The organism is Neisseria sp. P0022.S010, assembly GCF_051956635.1.
In genome coordinates, this window is sequence record NZ_JBQCXF010000212.1 from 1 (window position 1) to 4,956 (window position 4,956).

A 4,956-nucleotide genomic window follows, 5' to 3' on the forward strand; every position below is an offset into this window, starting at 1 on the left:
AAATATTCGACAGCGATAAATCCGCCGCCAATAATAATCAAGAGGGCAATGGCCATGCCGATCATCGCTAAAATGAATTTGTCCATATGTGTCCGTTTGAATGAAGGCCGTCTGAAACACTTGAAAGTGTTCAGACGGCCTTAAAGTCAGGTTAATTAACGTTCGATTTGCGATACGTCGCGTACTGCGCCTTTGTCGGCGGAAGTCGCCATCGCGCCGTAGGCACGCAGGGCCGCGGAGACGTAGCGGTCGCGGTTTTCCGGTTTCCACGCTTTGCTGCCGCATGCTTCCATTTCGGCGCGGCGTTTTGCGAGTTCTTCGTCGGACACTTTTAGGTTGATGCTGCGGTTGGGGATGTCGATTTCAATTGTATCGCCTTCGTGCACCAAACCGATGGCGCCGCCTTCCGCCGCTTCGGGCGAAGCGTGGCCAATGGACAAACCTGATGTGCCGCCGGAGAAGCGTCCGTCAGTCAGCAGGGCGCAGGCTTTGCCGAGGCCTTTGGATTTCAGGTAGGAAGTCGGATACAGCATTTCCTGCATGCCCGGGCCGCCTTTGGGGCCTTCGTAGCGGATGATGACGATGTCGCCGGCGACGATTTGGTTGCCCAAAATGCCTTCGACGGCGGCTTCCTGGCTTTCAAACACGCGGGCGCGGCCGGTGAATTTGAGGATGCTCTCGTCCACGCCTGCGGTTTTCACCACGCAGCCGCGCTCGGCGATGTTGCCGAACAAGACCGCCAAACCGCCGTCTTGCGAGTAGGCGTGTTCGACGTTGCGGATGCAGCCTTTTTCGCGGTCGAGGTCGAGGGTTTTCCACATACGGTTTTGCGAGAACGCTTGGGTGGTGCGCACGCCGCCGGGTGCGGCTTTGAAGCGTTCGATGGCATGGGTGTTTTCGGGGTTGGTCACGTCCCATTTTTCAATCGCGTCTTTCAGCGTCGGCGCGTGGATGGTGTACACGTCGGTGTGCAGTTTGCCCGCTTTGTCCAGTTCTTTCAGGATGGCGAAGATGCCGCCGGCGCGGTGCACGTCTTCCATGTAGTAGTCGTGGTTGTTGGGCGCGGTTTTGCAGATGCAGGGGACAACGCGGCTTAAGCGGTCGATGTCGGCCATTTTGAAATCTACGCCCGCTTCGTTGGCGACGGCGAGCAAATGCAGGATGGTATTGGTGGAGCCGCCCATGGCGATGTCCATGGTCATGGCGTTTTCAAACGCTTTTTTGGTGGCGATGCTGCGCGGCAACACGGTTTCGTCGTCTTGCTCGTAATAGCGTTTGGTGATTTCGACAATCATGCGGCCGGCTTCGAGGAACAATTCTTTGCGGCCGGCATGGGTGGCGAGGTAGGAGCCGTTGCCGGGCAGGGACAGGCCGAGCGCTTCGGTCAGGCAGTTCATGGAATTGGCGGTGAACATGCCGGAGCAGGAGCCGCAGGTCGGGCAGGCGTTTTGTTCGACTTCTTCGACTTGTTTGTCGGTGATATTGTCGTCAGCCGATTCGATCATGGCGTCAATCAAGTCCAAACGGCGTTCAGGCTGAATATTGGCCACGCCGATAACCTTACCGGCTTCCATCGGGCCGCCGGAAACGAAGATGGTCGGAATGTTCAGGCGCATGGCGGCAATCAGCATGCCCGGGGTGATTTTGTCGCAGTTGGAAATACAAACCAGCGCGTCGGCACAGTGGGCGTTGACCATGTATTCGATAGAGTCGGCAATCAGGTCGCGGCTGGGCAGGGAGTAGAGCATACCGCTGTGGCCCATGGCGATACCGTCGTCAATGGCGATGGTGTTGAATTCTTTGGCAATGCCGCCGGCTTTTTCGATTTCACGGGCAACCAGTTGACCCATATTATGCAGGTGCACATGGCCTGGGACGAATTGGGTGAAAGAGTTGGCAATGGCGATAATCGGTTTGCCGAAGTCGGTTTCCATTACGCCGGTCGCACGCCATAATGCGCGCGCGCCTGCCATATTGCGGCCGTGGGTAGAGGTTTTGGAGCGGTATTCAGGCATTTTTGTTCCTTTGTTTTATGCTGAGGCCGTCTGAAATAGGCTGGTTGGTTGGCGGCCCGTTGTAGAAATAACTCGGTATTTTATACCAATTACGAGCGATGAAGCACGCTATTTTGTAATAAAACTAAACTGTATTTGCTTCACCTGAATTTGCTGCTCAATCCTTCAGACGGCCTGAAGTTTTCTTAAGATGAAACGCTGTCTTTCTCAGTTGCAAAAGATGTTGGCATCAAAAAGTGATATGATAGGGAACTTCTCACATTTCTAAGGATAAGACGATGAAAAAAATCATGTTTGCATTGTGTTCGGCCATGTTGGCTTCTGCTGCGTCTGCCGCTGTTTATAAAGTGGACGAATTCCATGCCAATGCCCGCTTTGCCATCGACCATTTCAACACCAGCACCAACGTCGGCGGTATTTATGGTTTGACCGGCAATTTGGAATTTGACCGTGCCAAACGCCAAGGCTCTATCGATATCGTATTGCCTTTGTCCAAACTGCAAACCGGTTCGGACCACTTTACCCAACACTTGAAATCTGCCGATATTTTCAATGCAGACAAATACCCTGAAATCCGTTTTGTATCCACTAAATTCAATTTCAACGGTAAAAAACTGCTGTCTGTTGACGGCAACCTGACCATGAACGGCAAAACTGCGCCGGTGAAACTCAAAGCCGACAAATTCAACTGTTACCAAAGCCCGATGGCAAAAGCAGAAGCGTGCGGCGGCGACTTCAGCACCACCATCGACCGTACCAAATGGGGCTTGGATTATTTGGTAAGCGCCGGTATGAGCAAAAAAGTAGACATCAATATCCAAATCGAAGCAGTAAAACAATAATCCTGCTTGATTTCAAAATAAAGGCCGTCTGAACGGAATATGTTCAGACGGCCTTATGATTAAAGACGTCTAGGATTCTTTATTTTTGTCGGCTTTGGCTGCCCAATAAGTTGCCAGAAGCGAGCCGGAGATATTGTGCCACACGCTGAACAATGCGCTGGGAACGGCAACAACCGGCGCGGCGGCAAAGTGTGCGGCGGCAAGGGCGGCGCCTAAGCCTGAGTTTTGCATACCGACTTCGATGGCCAGCGTTTTTTGTGCATCATAAGGCAGGCCGGTCCATTTGGCGGCAAAGAAGCCGAGCAGATAGCCGATACCGTTGTGGAGTACGACAACTGAAAAAATCAGCAGGCCGCTTTCAATAATCTTGCCTTTGCTGGCGCCGACTACCGCGCCGATAATCAGCACGATGGCGGCAACGGAAACCAGCGGCAGCGCATCGGTCAGTTTTTCAGTTTTGTTGCCTAAAACCTTATGGACAATCAAGCCCAAAACGATGGGGAGCAAAACCATTTTGACGATGGACATCAACATGCCGCCCGCTTGGATTTCCAGCATTTCACCGGCAAGCATCAGGAAGATGGCAGGAGTCAGCAATGGGGAAATCAGGGTAGAAACAGACGTAACGGCAACCGACAAAGCCACATTGCCGCGCGCCAAATAGGTTATCACATTGGAAGCCGTACCGCCCGGACAGCAGCCGACCAAAATCACACCGACCGCGATTTCGGCAGGCAGGTTCAACAGTTTCGCCAGCAGATAGGCTGTCGCAGGCATGATGGCGAATTGGGCAATCACGCCGATAATGACGGCTTTGGGATGTTTAAACAAAATATCAAAGTCGGAGGGTTTGAGGGTCAAGCCCATGCCGAACATGATGACGCCCAGTAGCCAAGGAATGTAAGGGCCGACCCATTTGAAGGTGTCGGGTGCGAAAAAAGCGATACCGGCAAAGAGTGCGGCCCAGAGGGAAAAGGTCTTTCCGATAAAATTACTGATTTTGTTAAGGGTATTCATGATGATATGTTGTGAAGTTGTTTTTAAGGGAAACTAAGGATACACGCCTTAACCTTAATTTGCAAAATGGCTTAAAATAAATAAGGCCGTCTGAAAATAAGGATTGATTTTCAGACGGCCTGTGATTTGTATTTGCTATATAGACGGCATTATTCTTTTGATAAAATATTGCGCACCCATCGGGCGACAGGTGCGATTTCTCCGGCAAGCATACCGGTTTCGATTTGGCTGCTGTGTTTGATGACATCGGCCGCTACACCATGTAGCCATACGCCGGCGCAGGCGGCTTGGAATGTTGGAATGCCTTGCGCCAGCAGGCTGCCGATGATGCCGCTCAAGACATCGCCGCTGCCTGCGGTGGCCAAACCGGCATTGCCGCTGGTGTTGGTATAGACTATGCCGTCTGCCGTGGCCACTAATGTGTGATGGCCTTTCAATACGACGGTCGCGTCATATTTACGGCTGATTTCGGTTACGGCTTTTTGCCTGTCGGCTTGAACTGATTGGGTATCGGTGCAGAGTAGGCGGGCGGCTTCGGCCGGATGAGGTGTCAGGACGATATGTTTGTACAATTTGAGGCGTTCGGCTAATTCGGAAGAGCGGGCAAGCAGTGTCAAAGCATCTGCATCGAGCAATAAAGGCTGGTCATGGTGTGTAGACAGGATTTGGGGCAGCAGCTGCTCTGATAATCCGTCCAAACCAAAGCCGCAGCCGATTACGCGTGCGCTGACATCGTCGCGCTTCATCAGTTGGGCCGCAGTGGCGAGCATAATTTCAGGGCGTTCGGGAATGATGGCAAAAGGCAGCGTGGCTTGGTTGAAGCCAGCCCAAACCTTGCCGCACCCTTGATACATCGCGGCTGTGGCTGCCAAAACTATTGCACCGCTCATTCCTGTTGCGCCGCCGATAATGGCAAGCGTGCCGTATGTGCCTTTGTGTGATTCTTGGGCGCGGGGGCGGAATACGTCGGGAAATGCTAAGGCCGTCTGAAAAGCTTGAAGCGATTCGGGAAGCGTGTAGATGGGCTGCATGGCGTAACCTTCCAAGATAAGAAATTTAATTTTAAATCAGAAAGTAAAAGG

At 52.5% G+C, this 4,956-nt stretch carries 4 protein-coding genes; 1 reads left to right on the forward strand and 3 read right to left on the reverse strand.

All coding sequences use genetic code 11. The annotated features are described in order from the left end of the window. Window positions 1–155: 155 nt before the first annotated feature. Entirely contained in the window at window positions 156–2,015 is a 1,860-nt protein-coding gene (ilvD, locus tag ACTHUT_RS13865) for a dihydroxy-acid dehydratase (RefSeq protein ID WP_250600311.1), read from the reverse strand. Window positions 2,016–2,293: 278 nt separating this feature from the next. On the opposite strand from ilvD, the gene ACTHUT_RS13870 reads away from it, so the two are divergent. Then, the gene (locus ACTHUT_RS13870) at window positions 2,294–2,857 is read left to right on the forward strand and encodes a YceI family protein (protein WP_049351253.1); all 564 of its coding nucleotides are present in this window, start codon (window positions 2,294–2,296) and stop codon (window positions 2,855–2,857) included. Window positions 2,858–2,926: 69 nt separating this feature from the next. Here ACTHUT_RS13870 and ACTHUT_RS13875 read toward each other — a convergent pair whose 3' ends face one another. Together ACTHUT_RS13875 and ACTHUT_RS13880 are read right to left on the reverse strand one after the other, a co-directional pair. After that, on the reverse strand, window positions 2,927–3,874 hold the full coding sequence (locus ACTHUT_RS13875; RefSeq protein WP_250580229.1) for a bile acid:sodium symporter family protein: 948 nt from the start codon (window positions 3,872–3,874) through the stop codon (window positions 2,927–2,929). Window positions 3,875–4,023: 149 nt separating this feature from the next. After that, window positions 4,024–4,905, reverse strand: coding sequence for an NAD(P)H-hydrate dehydratase (locus ACTHUT_RS13880; RefSeq protein ID WP_250600313.1), 882 nt, complete (start codon window positions 4,903–4,905; stop codon window positions 4,024–4,026). Window positions 4,906–4,956: the final 51 nt, after the last annotated feature.